This is a genomic window from Hymenobacter coccineus, from assembly GCF_001816125.1.
GTDB lineage: Bacteria > Bacteroidota > Bacteroidia > Cytophagales > Hymenobacteraceae > Hymenobacter > Hymenobacter coccineus.
Map to the genome: position 1 here is coordinate 19,075 of NZ_MDZA01000155.1, position 17,066 is coordinate 36,140.

General features: G+C 64.1%; 9 protein-coding genes. All 9 read left to right on the plus strand.

Going from position 1 to position 17,066, the window contains the following annotated elements:
• Positions 1-58: 58 nt before the first annotated feature.
• The 9 genes from BEN49_RS10640 to BEN49_RS10675 all read left to right on the plus strand — a co-directional run bounded on the left by BEN49_RS10640 (position 59) and on the right by BEN49_RS10675 (position 17,022).
• Entirely contained in the window at positions 59-1,831 is a 1,773-nt protein-coding gene (locus BEN49_RS10640; protein WP_262490197.1) for a glycoside hydrolase family 35 protein, read from the plus strand.
• A gap of 62 nt (positions 1,832-1,893) precedes the next feature.
• Entirely contained in the window at positions 1,894-4,293 is a 2,400-nt protein-coding gene (locus BEN49_RS10645; protein ID WP_070743105.1) for a glycoside hydrolase family 3 N-terminal domain-containing protein, read from the plus strand.
• Between the two features lie 282 nt (positions 4,294-4,575).
• Entirely contained in the window at positions 4,576-7,188 is a 2,613-nt protein-coding gene (locus BEN49_RS10650) for a glycoside hydrolase family 2 protein (protein ID WP_239691904.1), read from the plus strand.
• A gap of 191 nt (positions 7,189-7,379) precedes the next feature.
• Positions 7,380-8,696 carry a beta-N-acetylhexosaminidase gene (locus BEN49_RS10655; protein ID WP_262490195.1) on the plus strand — a complete coding sequence of 439 codons (1,317 nt, stop codon included), beginning with the start codon at positions 7,380-7,382 and terminating at the stop codon, positions 8,694-8,696.
• The gene (locus BEN49_RS30130) at positions 8,693-9,685 is read left to right on the plus strand and encodes a family 20 glycosylhydrolase (RefSeq protein WP_262490196.1); all 993 of its coding nucleotides are present in this window, start codon (positions 8,693-8,695) and stop codon (positions 9,683-9,685) included. Before BEN49_RS10655 ends, BEN49_RS30130 begins: the two co-directional genes overlap by 4 nt.
• Positions 9,686-9,813: 128 nt before the next feature.
• Positions 9,814-12,123: a GH92 family glycosyl hydrolase gene (locus tag BEN49_RS10660; protein ID WP_070743111.1), complete on the plus strand. Its 2,310-nt coding sequence runs from the start codon at positions 9,814-9,816 to the stop codon at positions 12,121-12,123.
• 227 nt (positions 12,124-12,350) lie between these two features.
• Entirely contained in the window at positions 12,351-14,207 is a 1,857-nt protein-coding gene (locus BEN49_RS10665; protein WP_070743113.1) for a beta-N-acetylhexosaminidase, read from the plus strand.
• 162 nt (positions 14,208-14,369) lie between these two features.
• Positions 14,370-15,749, plus strand: a complete 1,380-nt coding sequence (locus BEN49_RS10670) for a chloride channel protein (protein WP_070743115.1) — start codon at positions 14,370-14,372, stop codon at positions 15,747-15,749.
• 31 nt (positions 15,750-15,780) lie between these two features.
• Entirely contained in the window at positions 15,781-17,022 is a 1,242-nt protein-coding gene (locus tag BEN49_RS10675; protein WP_070743116.1) for a cation:proton antiporter, read from the plus strand.
• The last annotated feature ends 44 nt before the right edge of the window (positions 17,023-17,066 follow it).

Here is a 17,066-nt window from a genome sequence, read left to right on the forward strand (position 1 = left end):
TTGGGCCTGCTGCTGGCGGGGCCCCGGGGCCCAGGCCGAGCAAAAGCACACGTTTGAAATCAGGGACGGGCAGTTTCGCTACGATGGCCAGCCCACCCAGATTCACGCCGGCGAAATGCACTACGCCCGCGTGCCCCAGCAATATTGGCGGCACCGGCTCCGGATGCTCAAGGCCATGGGCCTCAACACGGTAGCCACCTACGTGTTCTGGAACTACCACCACCCCGCGCCCGGCGTGTGGGACTTCAAAACGGGCAGCCACAACCTGGCCGAGTTCCTGAAAACGGCCCAGGAAGAGGGCCTGTTCGTGATTCTGCGGCCGGGGCCCTACGCCTGCGCCGAGTGGGAGTTTGGCGGCTACCCGTGGTGGTTGCAGCAGAATAAGAACCTGGTTATCAGAGCCAATAACCAGCCGTTTTTGGATTCGTGCCGCGGGTATCTGCGCCGGCTGGCCGGCCAGGTGAAGGGCTACCAGGTGAGCCAGGGCGGGCCGATCATCATGACCCAGGTGGAGAACGAGTTTGGCTCGTACGTGTCGCAACGGCCCGATATCCCGCTGGCCGAGCACCGCCAGTACAACGCGGCCATTAAGCAGAGCTTGGTGGACGCGGGCTTCGAAGGGCCGTTTTTCACCTCCGACGGGGCTATGCTGTTTGAGGGCGGGGCGCTGCCGGGCGTGCTGCCCACTGCCAACGGCGAGGGCAACGTGGACAACCTGAAAAAGGCGGTTAACCAGTACCATGGCAACCAGGGGCCCTACATGGTGGCCGAGTTTTACCCCGGCTGGCTCGACCACTGGGGCGAGCCCTTCACCCGCATCAGCCCCGAGCAGACCACCAAACAGGCCGAAACCTACCTCAAAAACGGGGTGAACTTCAATATGTACATGGCCCACGGCGGCACCAACTTCGGCTTCACGGCGGGCGCGAACTATAACGAAGAGCACGAGATTCAGCCCGATATCACGAGCTACGACTACAATGCGCCCATCAGCGAGGCGGGGTGGGCCACGCCCAAGTACACCGCCCTGCGCGAGGTGCTGACGCGCTACGTGAAGTACCCCGTGCCGGCGGTGCCGGCCCCGCTGCCGGTTAGGGCCCTGCCGCCCATTGCGCTCAGCAAAGCCGTGGATTTGTTCGACCTGAAGAAGGACATTAAGCCCGTGACCAACGACGCGCCGCTCTCATTCGAAGCGCTGGGCCAGGGCCACGGCTACGTGCTGTACAGCAAGCGCTTCACGCAGCCCACGCAGGGCAAATTGCAGGTGAAGGGCCTGCGCGACTACGCCACGGTGTACGTGAACGGCAAGCGGGTGGGCGAGCTGAACCGGCAGCAAACCCAGTACGGGCTGGACGTGCAGATTCCCTTCAACGGCACCCTGGAGCTGCTGGTGGAGAACATGGGGCGCATCAACTACGGCGCTGACATTGTGCACAATACCAAGGGCATTATCTCCCCGGTCATCATCAACGGCTTCGAGATTACCGGCGATTGGAGCATGTACAAGCTGCCCTTCGAGCAGGTGCCCGATCTGGCCAAGTACACCGCCAAAAACAAGGTGGGCAAGCCCACTTTGTACACCGCCGCCTTTACGGTAACGCAGCCCGCCGACGTGTTCCTCGACATGCGCGGCTGGGGCAAGGGCATCGTGTTCGTGAACGGCCACCACCTGGGGCGCTACTGGAAAGTGGGGCCTCAGCAAACCCTGTACCTACCCGGCTGCTGGCTGAATAAAGGCCAAAACGAAGTCGTGATTCTGGAGCAGCAGAACGACGTGCTGCACACGGAGCTGAAGACGGCGGATAAGCCGATTTTAGAGGACTTGCAGTAGGTTTTACTCGCTTGCTGGCCTTGGCAAGGCAACTGATTGATAATTGATCTGATTCTTTTCCCATGACAAAATACCTCGCGCTCGGGCTGGGCCTGTTCAGCGCCACCGCCCTGGCACAACCCACCGGCCCGCCGCTCTACAAAAACGCCCGGGCCCCCACCGAGACCCGGGTGCAGGACCTGCTGGGCCGGATGACACGGGAGGAGAAAGTGGGCCAGCTCTCGACCCTGCTTGGGTGGAAAATGTACGACAAGCAGGGGCCCCGGGTGGCCGTCAGCGCGGCGTACCGCAAGGCCGTAGACGAGCGCCACATCGGCATGCTGTGGGCCACGCTGCGCGCCGACCCGTGGACCCAGAAAACGCTCCTCACCGGCCTGAACCCGACCTTGGCGGCGGAGGCCACCAACGCCCTGCAGAAGTACGCCCGGGAGCACACGCGGCTGGGCATTCCGCTGCTGCTGGCCGAGGAGTGCCCGCACGGCCACATGGCAATCGGCACCACGGTATTCCCCACCTCCATCGGTCAAAGCAGCACCTGGGACCCCGCCCTGATCGAGCAAATGGCCGGCGCCATTGCCGCCGAGGCCCGCGCCCAGGGGGCCCACGTGGGCTACGGCCCGGTGCTGGACCTGGCCCGCGAACCGCGCTGGTCGCGGGTGGAGGAAACCTACGGCGAAGACCCCGTGCTGAACAGCGCGATGGGCGTGGCGATGGTGCGCGGCTTCCAGGGCCCCAACCCAGGTCCGGTAAGCGGGCCCCACATCATCTCCACGCTCAAGCACTTCACGGCCTACGGCGTGCCCGAGGGCGGCCACAACGGGGGCAGCATCAGCACGGGGCCCCGCGAGCTGTACCAGAGCTTTTTACCGCCGTTCCGAGCCGCCGTGAAGGCGGGGGCCCTGTCGGTGATGACGGCCTATAACTCCGTGGATGGCGTGCCGTGCTCAGCCAACGAGTTCTTGCTGACGGACTTGCTGCGCAAGCAGTGGGGCTTCCAGGGCTTCACGGTGTCGGATTTGGGCAGTATTTCGGGGCTAGTGGGCGGGCACCGCGTGGCGGCCACCCCGGCGGCGGCGGCGGCGCTGGCCATCAACGCCGGCCTCGACACCGACCTAAGCGGCTACGGCTACGACAAAGACCTGCTGGCAGCTGTGGCCGACGGGTCGGTGTCGGGCGCGGTGCTGGACCGGGCCGTGGGCCGGCTGCTGCGCCAAAAGTTTGAAATGGGCCTGTTTGAAAACCCATACGTGGTGGTAAAAAACGCGGCCAAGCAGGTCCGCACCCCCGCCCACGTGCAGCTGGCGCGCCGCGTGGCGCAGGAATCAGTGGTGCTGCTGAAGAACGAGCGCGACCTGCTACCGCTCAGCAAAACCCTGAAAACCATTGCCGTTATCGGCCCGAACGCCGACAACATTTACAACCAGCTCGGCGACTACACCGCGCCCCAGCCCGACGACAACATCGTGACGGTGCTGGAAGGCATCCGGACCAAGGTAGCGGCCACAACGAAAGTGACGTACGTGAAGGGCTGCGCCATCCGCGACACCACGAGCGCCGATATTGCCGGGGCGGTGGCGGCGGCCCGGGGGGCCCAGGTGGCGGTGGTGGTGGTGGGCGGCTCCAGCGCCCGCGACTTCAAAACCGAGTACCAAAGCACCGGCGCGGCCACCGTGACGGCCGCCGCGGGGGGCCAGGTCGTCAGCGACATGGAGAGCGGCGAGGGGTTCGACCGGGCCACGCTGGATTTGCTGGGCAAGCAGCTCCAGCTGGTGCAGGCCGTGGTGGCCACCGGCACGCCAACGGTAGTGGTGCTCATCAAGGGCCGCCCGCTGAACCTGAACTGGTTGGCCGCCCACGTGCCCGCCGTGCTCGATGCCTGGTACCCGGGCCAGGAAGGAGGCAACGCCGTGGCCGACGTGCTGTTTGGCGACGTGAACCCCGCCGGCCGCCTGCCCATTTCGGTGCCCAAAAGCGTGGGCCAGCTGCCCATCTACTACAACTACAAAACCCCGGCCCGGCACGACTACGTGGAAATGGACGCCAAGCCGCTCTACGCCTTCGGCTACGGGCTGAGCTACGCCAAGTTCGTCTACGCCGACCTGCGCACCGCCGTGGTGGAAAGCGCCGGCACCGTGCAGGTGAAGGTCAGCTTCAAGGTGAAAAACACCAGCGCCCGCGCCGGCGACGAGGTGGCTCAGCTCTACCTCCGCGATAACGTGAGTTCCGTGGTGACGCCCGCCAAGCAGCTCAAGAAATTCCAGCGCTTCGCCCTAAAAGCCGGCGAGGAAAAAACGGTCGAATTCACCCTGGGCCCCGACGACCTGATGCTGCTGGGGCCCCAAATGCAGTGGGTGGTGGAGCCGGGGGCTTTCACCGCAATGGTGGGCGCCGCCTCGGACGATATCCGGCTGGAGCAGCAGTTCACGCTCCGCAACGGCCTTAATCTGCCCGTCGGCCAGTAATTAATTAAATAGGTTTTAATCTCCTATTTAAATAGGAACTGTCATACCGAATGGGAACTGTCATGCTGACGAAGGAAGCATCTTTTCACCGCTGCACGAACCGTATCTACCCTGATAAGATGCTTCCTTCGTCAGCATGACAGTTCCCATTTAAACAGGTTTAAGCATCAATAAGAACGTCATGCAGAACGCAACGAAGCATGACGTTCTTAACTAATAATTACCCCCCTGGGGCCCCTACCAATGACCTACCGACTTCCGCTCTGCTTCCTTTTTTTACTATTGCTCCGTTTGCCGCTGTGGGCCCAAACCCAGCGCGAGCTGAACACGGGCTGGCAGTGCCTGCCGGCGGCGAAGGCCGGGGCCGATGGGCTAGTGCTTTCGCAGCCCTCGCACGCGCTGGTGGGGTGGGCCCCGGCGGTGGTGCCGGGCACCGTGCTGACCACCCAACTCGTTAACAAGCAGGTAGCTGACCCATTTTATGGGATGAACAATAAGTACATTCCGGACATTTACAATATCGGTCGCGACTACTACACCTACTGGTTCGTACAGGACTTTACGGAGGCGCCAGCGGCCGGCCAGGAGCAGGTTTGGCTGCACTTGCGGGGCGTGAATTACAGCTGCGACGTGTTCCTGAACGGGCAGAAAATTAATAAGCAGACGCACCACGGCATGTTCCTGCGCCAGCAGTACAACGTGACGCCCTACCTGGCCCGCGACGGGAAGAACCGCCTAGCCATCATCGTATTTCCGGCCGACCCGGTGGGCAACCCCAACGGCGGCCAGGGCGGCGACGGCCGCATTGCCAAGAGCGTGGCCACCCAGTACACGGCCGGCTGGGACTGGATCCAGCCCATCCGCGACCGCAACACGGGCATCTGGGACAAGGTGGTGCTGGAGCGCACCGGGGCCGTCAACCTGAAAAACCCGCACGTGGTGACCCGCGTGCCCGGGGTGCGGCTGCCCGAGGGGCCCCAGGCCCCGGCCACGGTGCAGGTATCGGCCGAGCTGGAAAACCCCACGGCCAAGGCCATTGCGGGGGCCCTCACCTACACCCTCGACGGCCACACGGTATCGCAGGCGGTGCGCATTCCGGCGCAGTCCACGCAGGTGGTCACCCTCAAAGATTTGAGCTTGCCCAACCCCAAGCTGTGGTGGCCCAACGGCTACGGGGCCCAGCCGCTGTACCAGCTGAAAATGCAGTTCCTCGTCGGCAAAACCGTGTCGGACGTGGAAACTGTGGCGGTGGGCGTGCGCGAAATTCAGACCCAGTGGAATCCCAAAACCCAGAGCCGGCAGGTGCTGGTGAACGGCCAGAAGGTATTCATCAAGGGCGGCAACTGGATTATTTCGGACGCCATGCTGCGCTTTACCGACGCGCGCTACGACGCCGAAATCCGGTTCCACCGCGACATGAACCTGAACCTGATTCGCATTTGGGGTGGGGCCCTGGTGGAGCGGCCCGAGTTTTACGCGGCCTGCGACAAGTACGGTATGCTCGTTATTCAGGACTTTTGGGTGTCGGGCGATGCCAACGGCCGCTGGCTCGACCCCCAAAAGGCCGATGACCAGTGGACGCGCCGCCGCTACCCCGACGACCACCGGCTATTTATTAATTCGGCAGCCGACCAGGTGAAGATGGTGCGCAACCACGCCTCGCTGGCCATGTGGTGCGGCGGCAACGAAATCACCCCCCCGAAGGACATCTTCGATGCCCTGGCCGATTCCATCCTGCCCCGGCTGGACGGCACGCGCTGGCTCATCCCGTATTCCAACTCTGATAGCCTGTCGTACAACCAGTTGGGTGGTAACGGCGACGGGCCCTACGGCATCCAGGACCCGCGCAGCTTCTGGGCCGTGCGCACGTACCCGTTCAACTCCGAAGTGGGCTCGGTGGGCGTAGGCGACTACGAATCGCTGGAGCGCTTCATCCCGAAGGCCAACCTAGTGGCGCCCCAGTACCTGGGCCCCAACAGCAAAAACGCCGAGAAAGCCGATTCCGTCTGGACCTACCACACCTACACCGGCGTGGGCTACAACCAGTACCTGCAACCCTACGGGGCCCCCAAGAACGTCCGGGATTTCGCCCTCAAGGCGCAGCTCGTGAACTACGACCAGTACCGGGCCCTGATGGAAGGCTTCAGCGCCCACATGTGGGAGTGGTACACGGGCACCATCATCTGGAAGACGCAAAACCCCTGGACGTCGATGCGCGGCCAGATGTACGACTACTACCTCGACCCCAACGCCTGCCTCTACGGCCTGCGCAGCGGCGCCGCCCCGCTGCACCCCATGTATAACCCCGTGGACAGCCTGGTGATGGTCGTCAACAACTCGTTTGCCGTGCAGCGCGACCTGATGCTGGTGGTGGACGCCTACGACCTGGCCGGCAAGAAAACCAACATCACGCAGGTCATCGTGGAGATTAATCCGTCGATGGCCAAGCGCATCCTGCCCATCGGCCCGGTGGTGAAGAAAATGGCCAAGGACAAGGGCATGTTCCTCTCCATTCAGCTGTTGAACCTAAATAAGCAGGTCGTGAGCAGCAATTTCTACTGGCTGGCCGATGCGAAGGGCGAATATTCGGGCCTGAAAACCATGGCCAAAACCACCGTGAAAGTGACCGCCAAGCAGCTGGCCAAGGATAAAATAGCCGTGACGCTGGCCAACCCGGCCAACGCCCCGGTGGCCTTTTTCAACCGCCTCGCCCTGGTGAACCCCGCCACCCAGCAGCGCCTACTGCCTGTGTTTTACAGCGACAACTACGTGTCGGTAATGCCCGGCGAAAGCACCACCGTGGTGATGGATTACACCCCCGGGGGCCCCACGCCCCTGGTCTCGGTAGAAGGCTGGAACGTGGAGAAACAACTGCTGCCCGTGGGGGGCAATTAAAGCGGTTTCGCATTCAGCACACAGGTGCTGAATGCGAAACCTCACCCCCGGCCCCTCTCCGGCGGAGAGGGGTGCCAGTACCTGACGTTATAGAATCGTTGAACGCACCCCTCTCCGCCGGAGAGGGGCCGGGGGTGAGGTTCCCCGGTCAGCAACCCGCACACCAATCCAGAAACTGCTAAATCTTACGCATGCCCAACCTCCTGCCGCCCACCCGAACGCTCCTGTGCCTGCTCTGCGCCTTGCTCCTCGGGCAAGTGGCAATAGCGCAGGGGCCCGGCGCGTACCCGCTGATTCCGTACCCCGCGGCGCTGGTGCCGGGGCCGGGAATCTTCCTGATCACCCGCGCCACCCGGCTGGCGCTGCCCGGCGCGGCCAAGGTGTTCCGGCAAGAGGCCGGGCAGCTGCAAAGCCTGCTGGCCAACGGCCTGGGGCAGCCACTGAAGCTGGCCGATAAGGCCGCGGCCAACACCATTGTGCTGGCCTACGATGCGGCCATTGGGGCCCCTGAGGGTTACCGCCTCACCGTCACGCCCCAGCGGGTAACGCTGGCGGCCCGGGAGCCGGCGGGCATGTTCCGGGCCGTGCAAACGGTGCGGCAGCTGCTGCCGCCCAGCATCGAGCGGGCCGGGCCGGGGGCCCCGCTGCAGCTGCCCGCCCTGCGCATCCAGGACCAGCCGGCCTACGCCTGGCGCGGCATGCACCTCGACGTGGCCCGCCACTTTTTCTCGGTTGCTTACCTCAAAAAGCACCTCGACCTACTCGCCCTCTACAAGTTCAACAAGCTGCATTTGCACCTGACCGACGACCAGGGCTGGCGCATCGAAATCAAGAAATACCCCGAGCTGACAGCCCAGGGCGCCTGGCGCACCTTCAACAGCCAGGATTCGAGCTGCATTAGAAAATCGAAGGACAACCCCGACTTTGCCCTCGACCCGCAGCACCTGCGCCAGCGCAACGGCCGCACCGAGTACGGCGGCTTTTACACCCAGGCGCAGCTCCGCGACGTCATTGCCTACGCCGGGGCCCGGCACATCGAAATCATCCCCGAAATCGACATGCCCGGCCACATGATGGCCGCCCTGCGCGCCTACCCCGACCTTTCGTGCACCGGCAGCGCCACCTGGGGCAAGGAGTTTTCGGTGCCGCTGTGCCCCTGCAACGAGGGCACCTACACCTTTGCCGAAAACGTGCTGAGCGAGGTGGCCGCCCTGTTTCCCAGCCCCTACGTCCACATTGGGGCCGACGAGGTGGAGAAAACCACCTGGGCCCAGGCGGGTGCCTGCACCGCGCTGATGCAGCGCGAGGGCATCAAGGACGTGAACGGGTTGCAAAGCTATTTTGTACGCCGCATCGAGCGGTTTTTGCAGTCGAAAGGCAAGAAAATGATTGGCTGGGACGAGGTGCTCGACGGCGGCGTGGACGCCAGCGCCACCGTGATGTACTGGCGCAGCTGGGTACCCGGGGCCCCGCCCGCGCCGCCCGCAACGGCAACCAGGTCATCATGACCACCAACAACCCGCTGTATTTTGATTACCTGCCCGACAAGAACTCCCTCGCCAACGTGTACCGCTTCCAGCCCACGCCGCCGGAGCTGAGCCAGGCAGAAGCCAAGGCCATTCTGGGGGCCCAGGCCAACCTCTGGACCGAGACCGTGCCCACGGAAAACCGCGCCGACTACCTGGTAATGCCCCGCATGACGGCCCTGGCCGAAGTGGTGTGGACCAACCGGCCCGACTACGCCGGCTACCTGCAACGGCTGAAGGCGCACTACGCCCGGCTGGCCTGGCTCGGGGTGCACTACCGCGTGCCCGACCTGGCCGGCTTTGCCGAGGAAAGCGTCTTCACCACCAGCACCACCCTGGCCGTGCAAAAGCCGCTCGATAACCTGACGCTGCGCTACACCACCGACGGCAGCGCCCCCACCTCCGCCTCCCCGGTACTAGCCAAGTCGCTGCCCATCAGCCAGTCCACCACCGTGAAGCTGGCCGCCTACACGCCCGAGGGCCTGAAAGGTGACACCTACACCATCCGCTACCAGCAGCAGGACTACGCCGCCCCGGTTAGCGGCAAAACGCCCGCGCCGGGCCTCACTGCCACCTACTTCGACGGCTACTTCCCCACCGCCGCCCGCATGCAGGGGGCCCCGGCCAAAGGCAGCGCCACCGTAACGGCCGTAGCCGTGCCCAAAGCCGCCGAGGCCGACAAGTTCGGGGTGCAATTCCGCGGGTACCTGGACGTGCCGGCCACAGGTATCTACACCTTCTACCTCACCTGCGACGACGGCGGCACCCTGCGCATCGCCGACCGGATGGTAGTCGACAACGACGGCCTGCACTCGGCCATCGAGAAAAGCGGGCAAGTAGCACTGGCCCAAGGCCTCCAGCCCCTGGCGCTTGATTTCGTGGAAGGCGGCGGCGGCTACACGCTCCTGCTCCAATACAGCAAAGACGGCGGGGCCCCGCAGCCCGTGCCGGCCAGCTGGCTCAAGCATTAGGGGCCCCGGGCAATTAATTAATTAATTAATCCTGCTAATTAATTACTCAAAAGAGAACATCATTCTACCGCTTTCTGAACGGCATTCTACCTTTTTTCTGATTCAGAAACAAACCTCAAACACACTGTATGAAGCTTCCCACCCAATTCTTACTCCCGACGGCTGCGCTGGCCTGTGGCCTGGCTGCGCTGGCGGCCTGCAACGGCACCGAAACCACTGCTACTACTGAGGCCGCCAGCCCGGGGCCCCGGGGCCTCACGCAGTACGTGGACCCTCACATTGGTACGGGCTTGCACGGCCACGTATTCATGGGGGCCAACGTGCCGTTTGGCGCGGTGCAACTGGGGCCCGCCAACATCTCGGAGGGGTGGGACTGGTGCTCGGGCTACAATTATTCCGACTCTACCATCGTCGGCTTTGCGCACACGCACCTCAGCGGCACGGGCATTGGCGACCTGGGCGATATTTCGGTGATGCCCACCACCGGCCCGGTGCGCGTAATTAAAGGCACGGCTAAAAACCCCGAGCAAGGCTACGTTTCCCTGTTCTCGCACCGCGACGAGCAGGCCCGGCCCGGCTACTACTCGGTGCTGCTGAAGCGCTACGGCGTGCGCGCCGAGCTGACGGCCACCGAGCGGGTGGGCTTCCACCAGTACACCTTCCCCGAGTCCGACGAGGCGCACATAATTATCGACCTGCAAGAAGGAATTGGCTGGGACCTGGCCACCGAAACGGCCATCGAGCAAGCCAACGACAGCACCCTCACCGGCTACCGCTTTTCGAAGGGCTGGGCCCCTGACCAGCGTATTTATTTCGCGGCGGTTTTTTCCAAGCCCATCCGCAAATTCAGCAGCTACCAGGTCACCGATTCGCTGGGCAATACCGTGGCGGCATCCAAGGGCAACCGCATTAAAGGCGTGGTAACTTTCGCGACGCAGGCCGGTGAAAAAGTAAAGCTGAAAGTTGGCATTTCGCCTGTGAGCACGGCCAACGCGCTGGCGAATATCCGGGCCGAAATTCCGCACTGGAATTTCGCTAAAACAGTAGCCGATGCCGATGCCTCCTGGGAGAAGGAATTGCAGAAAGTGCGCGTGAAAATGACCGACTCGGCGCAGCAAAAGGTGTTCTACACCGCGCTGTACCACACCATGATTGCGCCCTCGATTTTCAACGACCACAACGGCGATTACCGCGGCACCGACAAGCAGGTCCACTCGGGCGCGAAGTTCACCAACTTCACCACGTTCTCGCTCTGGGACACGTACCGGGCGGCGAACCCGCTCTTTACGCTGCTGCAGCCGAGCCGCGTGAACGACATGGTGAGCTCCATGCTGGCCATTTACCAGCAGCAGGGCAAGCTGCCCGTGTGGCCCCTGATGGGCAACGAAACCAACACGATGGTGGGCTACAGCGGCGTGCCGGTGGTGGTGGATGCGTATTTGAAAGGCTTCACGGGCTTCGATGCGGCGCTGGCCTACGAGGCCGTGAAAACCACCGCCATGCGCGACGAGCAGGGCCTGAAAGCCGTGAAGGAATTCGGCTTCATTCCGGCCGACAGCCAGACCGAAAGCGTGGCCAAGGGCCTGGAATACGCCATCGACGACTGGTGCATTGCCCAAATGGCCAAGAAAATGGGCAAAACTGCCGACTACGCCTACTTCAGCAAGCGGGCCAAAAACTACGAGAATTACTTCAACAAACCAACGCGCTTTATGCGCGGCCGCCTCTCCCAAACCACGTGGCGCACGCCGTTCGACCCGTTCGTGTCGCGCCACATGAAGGACGATTTTACCGAAGGCAACGCCTGGCAATACACGTGGCTAGTGCCGCAGGATGTGGAGGGATTAATTAATTTATTGGGCGGCGAAAAACCCTTTAGCCTGAAGCTGGATTCGCTGTTTGTGGCGAAGGGCGACATGGGCAACGAAGCGTCCAACGACATCACCGGCCTGATTGGGCAATACGCCCACGGCAACGAGCCCAGCCACCACATTACCTACCTGTACAGCTACGTGGGCCAGCCCTGGAAAACGGCCGATAAGGTGCGCACCGTGATGGCCAATTTCTACACCACTGCGCCCACCGGCATCATCGGCAACGAGGACGTGGGGCAGATGTCGGCGTGGTACGTTTTCTCGGCCCTGGGCTTCTACCCGCTCAACCCGGCCAACGGGGCCTACGTGCTGGGCAGCCCAATCATCAACCAGGCCGATTTAACGCTGGCCGGTGGCAAGGCGCTCTCCATAAGCGTTGAAAACAACAGCGCGGCGAATAAATACATCCAGAGCGTGCGCGTAAACGGCCAGCCGTACCGCAAGTCGTACTTCCTGCACAAAGATTTATTAGCCGGCGGCAAAATAGTTATCGTGATGGGGCCCCAGCCCAGCTCCACCTGGGGCGTAGCCGCCGCCGACCGGCCCAAGTCGGTAATGAATTAAGTAGCATTGCTATTATTTAACGATGGTTTAAACCGGGGTGGTCCGGCGACTTTTTCCGTCGTCGGACCACTCTTACTTCAAACCGAAGCCGCTGTTCTTTAGCCAGAGTGGCCAGACGAAGCCCTTCGGGCAATTCGCCGGACCACCCCGTTTTTGACTGCCTGCTACTTTCTTTTGCACGTTCCCCCAACCCGCTTTTCTCACTCCTTGCCCCTTCCCTTATGCCGATGTTCCCTGCCCGCTTTGGTACCCTGCTCGCCACCGGCCTCCTGCTGGGGGCCCCCGCCATTGCCCAGCAAGCTGGCCCGCCGCTGGGCCTGGTGCCGCTGCCCCGCGCGGTGCAAACCAGCGCCGGCACCTACGCTTTGCCCCAGCAGGTGAGCGTGTACGCCGCCGGCCCGGCCGCCCAAAACGTGGCCGAGCTGCTCAAGGGTTTCCTGGCGCCGCTGGGCAAAACCGTGGCCCTCACCACCAACCGCCAGGCCGCCCAAATCCGGCTGCTGCCGGCCGCGGCGGGGGCCTCCGGGGGCCCCGAGGCCTACCAGCTGGTGGTGGACAAGAGCGGCGTGAGCATCACGGCGGCCGGCGGCGCGGGCCTGTTCTACGGCACCCAGACGCTGTTGCAGCTGCTGCCGGCCAAGGCCGCGGCCGCCGCGCGCGTGCCCTACGTGCGCATTGCCGACGCGCCGGCCTTTGGGTGGCGCGGGGGCATGCTCGACGTGAGCCGGCACTTCTTCCCGGTGTCGTTCGTGAAGAAGTATATCGACTTTCTGGCCGCCTATAAGCTCAACACCTTCCACTGGCACCTGACCGACGACCAGGGCTGGCGCATCGAAATCAAGAAGTACCCCAAGCTCACGCAAGTCAGCGCCTTCCGCAAGCAAACGCTGATTGGGGCCCAGCAGACCTTCAAAACGCCCGCCGATTTCAAGTACGACGGCACGCCCACCGGCGGCTTTTACACCCAGGACCAGGTGCGCGAGGTGGTGGCCTACGCCCAGAAGCGGTACGTCACCATCGTGCCCGAGATTGAGATGCCGGGCCACTCGGTGGCCGTGCTGGCCGCCTACCCCGAGCTGGCCTGCAAGCCGGGGCCCTACGAAACCTGGACGATGTGGGGCGTCATCGACGACATTGTGTGCCCCACGGAGCCCACGTTCAAGTTCTTCGAGGATGTGCTAACGGAGGTGTGCGGCCTGTTTCCGGGGCCCTACGTGCACATCGGGGGCGACGAAGCACCGAAAACCCGCTGGAAGGAAAGCGCGGCGGTGCAGGAAATAATGAAGAAAGAGGGCTACACCGACGTGGAGAAGGTGCAGGGCTGGTTCAACCGCCGCATTGAGGCGTTTTTGGCGGGCAAGGGCAAAAAGATGGTTGGCTGGGACGAGATTCTGGAGGGCGGCATCGACAACAAGGCCACTGTGATGAGCTGGCGCGGCGAAAAGGGAGGCATTGAGGCCGCCCAACACGGCAACGACGTGGTGATGACGCCCGCCGGTTACCTCTACCTCGACGCCGGCCAGAACCCCAGGCCCCACAGCCCCGACGAGCCGCTGATGATCAGCGGCTACCTGCCCCTGGAGAAGGTGTACGGCTACAACCCGCTGCCCAAGGAGCTGACGCCGGCGCAGCAAAAGCACGTGCTGGGGCCCCAGGCCAACCTCTGGACGGAGTACATCACGACGCCGGCCAAGGCCGAGTACATGCTGTTCCCGCGGCTGCTGGCCGTGGCCGAAGTGGCCTGGACGCCCGCGGCCCAGAAGAACTACGCCGCGTTCCTGCCCCGCATGGGCCAGCAATTTGCCTACCTTGACGCCCACAACATCAACTACCGCGTGCCCGAGCCCGTGGGCCTCGACAGCCTCAGCATGCGGCAGCAGGGCGGCCAGGCCGTGTTCACGCTCCGCTCGCTGGTGCCGGGGGCCCGCATCCACTACACCCTCGATGGGCACATGCCCGACGAAACCACCGAACTGTACACCAAGCCGCTGGCCGTGCCGCAGGGCGCGCGCCTGCGGGTGCGGGCCGTCACCATCGCCCCCAACGGCCGCAAGAGCCCCCCCGCCGAGCTGCTGGTGCGCTAGCTAGGGCCCCGGCCGGCGGGGGCCCCTGGCCACCTTGGGCGTAAATGCCTGGGGGCCCCGGGCGGTTCGGTCCGGGTAGGATCATTTTGGGCTGAAGCCAGTGGCCAAGTGAGCCAGCCGTTGGCTTCAGCCCCAAAATTATCCCGCACCTTTGCAGAACCTATGCCCGATTATTCTTCCCGCTACGCCCGCGCGCTGGCCTGGTTCGACCACGTTTTCATTCAGCCGCTGTACACGGCGCGGGTACGGCGCCTCATCTTGCAAAGCTTTCCCTTCTGGATTGCCTCGCTGCTGACCGGGCTGATGGCCGTGGGCTACGAAAAAGTGTTTGGCTGGGCCGAGGAAGTGAGCTTTGCCTGGCTGCGCCGCGAGCCGCTGCTGGCCTTCGGGCTCACGCCCATTGCCTTTCTGGTTTCGTGGGCGCTGGTGAAGTGGCTGGCCCCGGCGGCGCGGGGCAGCGGCATTCCGCAGGTAATGGCCGGCATCGAGCTATCCAACCCTGCCCAGCACCGCTACACGGCCTATTTGCTGAGCCTGCGGGTGGCCAGCGTGAAGGTGGCCAGCAGCGTGGTGCTGCTACTCGGGGGCGGCGTGATCGGGCGCGAGGGCCCCACCATTCAGGTGGCGGCGGCCATTTTCCGGGCCATCAACCGCTTGCAGCCGGCGGGCTGGCCGCAGCTCTCGCGCCAGATTGCGCTGGTAACGGGCGGCGCGGCGGGCCTGGCGGCGGCCTTTAATACCCCGCTGGGCGGCATCGTGTTCGTGGTGGAGGAGCTGACGCAGATTCACCTCTCGCGCTTTCGCATGGCCGTGTTCAGCGCCGTGATTATTGCCGGCCTCACGGCCCAGCAGTTCCTGGGGCCCTACCTGTACCTGGGCTTCCCGAAGGTGACCTCGCCCGCCGGCTGGTACCAGGCGCTGGTGATGGTGGCGGCCGTGGTCTGCGGCCTGGCGGGAGCGTTTTTCGCCAAGTCCCTGCTCTGGATCAACGCCTACCGCAAGCACTTTGCCACGCCGCTGGCGCAGGCGGGCTGGGTGGGGGGCTGCGGGCTGCTGCTGGCGATAATGGCTTATTGGGTGGGCCCCGACGGCGTGGGCACGGGCAAGCCCATCATCAACCGGCTGCTGTTCCAGAACAGCGGCCTCACGCCGGGCTACCTGTTTCCGGTGCGCTTCATCGGCATGGCCCTGAGCTACAGCAGCGGCGGGGCGGGCGGCGTGTTTGCCACCTCCCTCAGCGCGGGCGCGCTGCTCGGCGACGCGGTGGCCCGGCTGGCCGAGGTGGCCGTGGCCGACCGCAACCTGATTATTCTGGTGAGCATGGTGGGCTTTCTGACGGGGGTGGTGCGCTCGCCGTTCACGGCGGCCATACTGGTGCTGGAAATGACGGACCGGCACTCGGCCATCTTCCAGCTGCTCATTGGGGCCCTGCTGGCCCAGGCCGTGGCCTCGCTCGTCGATCCGCACTCGCTGTATGAGCACCTGCGCCAGGGCTTCATCCGCGAGACCCTGCACCGCAACGACGAGCCCGCCCGGCCATAACCTCGGCCGTCGGGAGCCGTTAAACCACGGAATGAGTTTATTTTCTTTTGCAGCCACGCTGCTCACGCTGGCGGCTTTGTTTTCGTATTTGAATGCCCGTTTTTTTCGCCAGCCGGCGGGCATCATGTTTTTGCTGCTGGGCGTGGCGGCGGCGGTGGGCGTGCTGGCCGGCGGCCACGTCGTGCCGGGCTTTACCAACGTGGTGCGGGGGGCCCTGGTGCAGTTCGATTTCACGGAGTTCCTCATGGGCTCGGTGCTGAGCTTTTTGCTCTTCGCCGGCTCGCTGCACGTGCGGGTGGATGCCCTGAAGGCGGTGTGGCGCAGCATTGCGGCCTACTCCACGGTGGGCGTGCTGCTGGCCACCGGGCTGGTGGGCGTGGGCACCTACGAGCTGCTGCACCTGTCCGGCGTTGAGCTGCCGCTGCTGCCCTGCTTGCTGTTTGGGGCCCTCATCGCGCCCACCGACCCCATCGCGGTGCTGGGCATCCTCAAAACCACCAACCTCGACAAGAAAATTGAAACCAACCTGGCCGGCGAGTCGCTCTTCAACGACGGCTTCGGGGTAGTGGTGTTCGCCACCCTGCTGGAGTTGGCCACCCCGGGCGAAGCCCCCAGCGCGGGCTCGGCGGCCCTGCTGCTGCTGCGCGAGGCCGGCGGCGGGCTGCTGGCCGGGGCGGTGCTGGGCTACGCGGGCTACCGCCTGATTCGCACGGTAGACCACTTTCAGACCGAAGTAATTGTGACGCTGGCCCTGGTGATGGGCGGCTACGCGCTGTGCCACGCCCTGGGCGTATCGGGGCCCCTGGCCATGGTGGTGGCGGGCCTGGCCATCGGCAACGTGAGCCGCAGCGAAGCCGTGTCGGACACCACCCGCGATTACCTGGAGAAGTTCTGGGAGGCGCTCGACGAGGTGCTCAACGCTGTGCTGTTTGTGCTCATGGGCCTGGAGCTGGTCGTGATTGGGTTCAGCCCGTTTTTCCTGGGGCTGGGCGTGGCGGCGGCCGTGCTGGCGCTGCTGGTGCGCTACGTGGCGCTGGCGCTGCCCACCCGGTTGGTGGGCCTTTCGAAAAAGCTGCCGCCGCGCACGCTGGCCATTCTCAGCTGGGGCGGGTTGCGCGGGGGCATCTCGCTGGCCCTGGCCCTAGGCCTACCGGCCAGTATGCACCCCGAGGTATTTGTGCCCATGACGTTTGCTGTGGTGCTGTTTTCGGCCGTGGTGCAAGGCCTCACGTTGAAGCGCTTACTGGGCTGGCTCGCCCCCGTGCCCGCCTAGTACCTGCTTAAGGGGCCCGGGGCCCCGTCGCTGCTTTTCCTGTC

Excerpts from the sequence above, each read along its gene's own strand:
- BEN49_RS10675 (WP_070743116.1), top strand. The coding sequence starts at position 15,781 with ATGAGTTTATTTTCTTTTGCAGCCACGCTGCTCACGCTGGCGGCTTTG.
- BEN49_RS10670 (WP_070743115.1), top strand. The coding sequence starts at position 14,370 with ATGCCCGATTATTCTTCCCGCTACGCCCGCGCGCTGGCCTGGTTCGAC.
- BEN49_RS30130 (WP_262490196.1), top strand. The coding sequence starts at position 8,693 with ATGACCACCAACAACCCGCTGTATTTTGATTACCTGCCCGACAAGAAC.
- BEN49_RS10645 (WP_070743105.1), top strand. The coding sequence starts at position 1,894 with ATGACAAAATACCTCGCGCTCGGGCTGGGCCTGTTCAGCGCCACCGCC.
- BEN49_RS10660 (WP_070743111.1), top strand. The coding sequence starts at position 9,814 with ATGAAGCTTCCCACCCAATTCTTACTCCCGACGGCTGCGCTGGCCTGT.
- BEN49_RS10655 (WP_262490195.1), top strand. The coding sequence starts at position 7,380 with ATGCCCAACCTCCTGCCGCCCACCCGAACGCTCCTGTGCCTGCTCTGC.
- BEN49_RS10665 (WP_070743113.1), top strand. The coding sequence starts at position 12,351 with ATGTTCCCTGCCCGCTTTGGTACCCTGCTCGCCACCGGCCTCCTGCTG.